Annotated in this window: 2 protein-coding genes; both read right to left on the bottom strand. The window is 41.1% G+C overall.

The genetic code is table 11. The annotated features are described in order from the left end of the window. Positions 1 to 211 precede the first annotated feature (211 nt). The gene (locus F6K53_RS40525; RefSeq protein WP_293085822.1) at positions 212 to 685 is read right to left on the bottom strand and encodes a transposase; all 474 of its coding nucleotides are present in this window, start codon (positions 683 to 685) and stop codon (positions 212 to 214) included. A gap of 12 nt (positions 686 to 697) precedes the next feature. Next, positions 698 to 1,393: a transposase gene (locus F6K53_RS40520; RefSeq protein WP_293085820.1), complete on the bottom strand. Its 696-nt coding sequence runs from the start codon at positions 1,391 to 1,393 to the stop codon at positions 698 to 700. Between the last annotated feature and the right edge of the window lie 290 nt (positions 1,394 to 1,683).

Below are 1,683 nucleotides of genomic sequence, written 5' to 3'. Positions count from 1 at the left end.
ATGGATAATTGGAGTGTCTTGAGACTTGCTAAAGCTTCACGGATTTTCCCTATCACTCGTTGAAGATTAGCTTTAGACAGTTTCCAATAGATGTACTGAGAATAATCTGCATAGAACTTGAGTAACGTTTGAACTTGCCACGTTTTAGGAATACAGTCATAGCCTAGTTGACACTCCCATCACGCTCATCGAAGATTATAGTGAGGGATTCTTAAGAGTAGAAAACCCTTAACGGCTGAGCCAAACAGCCTCTACACCCTCCGATAAAATCATTAGGCTTACTTGTATGTTTGCGGATTATATTCAGTGCTCCGTTGCAATCAGCGTTGATCAGCCAACCTTTACTGGTTCGATATAATCCACGCTTTACTCTTTTCCCGCTGAATGTGTATTTTTTTGGGTTATCAGCATTCCAGACGGGTAATTCATCCTGATCCAGACTAGACGCTTTACTAGTGTAGGACTCTTCTTGCTCAGCTAGTTCAATCCCATACCGTTGACAGAGGCTTTCCAGCTTGTCCTTAAACATATAAATCGGAATTTGGGTGAATTTTTGATTGTTTCGCTTGCCCATATTGACCCTTTGTTTTAGGTCAGGGTTGTACCCGATAACAATCTTGCTGATCTTGTTTTCCCTACACCAATTTACGACATACCTAGCTGCTTTGTTAGCGAAATCCCTGATTTTGTGATTTCGCTAACAAAGCAATCTGGCTTGTCTATTAGTTAAGGCTTTGATACCTTGTAAGTCTTTGATAGATTGAAGTAGTGCATTGCGCTTATTGTAAAATTGATTGTCAGACTTAATCTTTTTTCCGTCAATAATAAATGACTTTTGGGTGGTACTAACACACGTGGCAAAATTATCAAGTCCTAAATCAATGCCCAAGATTTCACTAGTTTTTTCTACTTTTGTCTCAGGCTCATCCTCGTAGCAATAACAAACATCGAAATACCTGGCTTTGTATTTAGGTAGTATTCGTATTTCCTTGACAGTCTTAGATCTTATCCTCTCTGGGACAGTAAATTGAACTGCCCCGTACTCCTTTTTAAATTGACGAGACATAGGAACGGTAAATAACCAGTTCTTTCCGGGAAGTTTATCCCAGTCGCGCTTTCTTACTGGGATAACCAAAAGAAAATGACCATCCTTGGGTAAGTAATTGGGAAGCCTCACTTTTTCCTGGTAACCTCCACTCTTATTTAGCTTTAGCAAACCAAAGAAAGACTTAAAGGATCTATCTACAATTTTCAACGTTTGTTGAGCAATGTCCGTCGGCAATAATTTGTAGTTCTCATTCTCTTTAGAGTGATGATAATTACCCTCGTACCGCAGATGTTTGCGTTCCTGAAAGAAATACTGACGGACATTGTATAAACCTACATTGAACATGTTCTTGCTCAAATGACACATTTGCCTAAGAGCCAAGATCTGTTGTCTGTCTAAACGAAGATTATTAACTTGGGTTAGCATCGACCTTTCCGCTACCAATACCAATCTTATAGCGGAACGGCTGGAAAAGTGCAAGAGTTTCAGTCTCCAATTCCCAAGGGGCCTGTGGGTCACCTGCGTCCGCACTTTATAAGCCCCGTCTCCCGCGCTTCATGGGCGAGTATAACAGGAGTCCCCAAGGAGATATGATGGGTGTTTGGAAGGGAGAGGAAATGGGATTGACCTTGGCC

The sequence above is a fragment of the Moorena sp. SIO4A1 genome, assembly GCF_010672065.1.
In the GTDB taxonomy this organism is placed as follows: domain Bacteria; phylum Cyanobacteriota; class Cyanobacteriia; order Cyanobacteriales; family Coleofasciculaceae; genus Moorena.
Note: the sequence above shows the minus strand (reverse complement) of the source record. Positions and strands in the feature narration are given on the sequence as shown.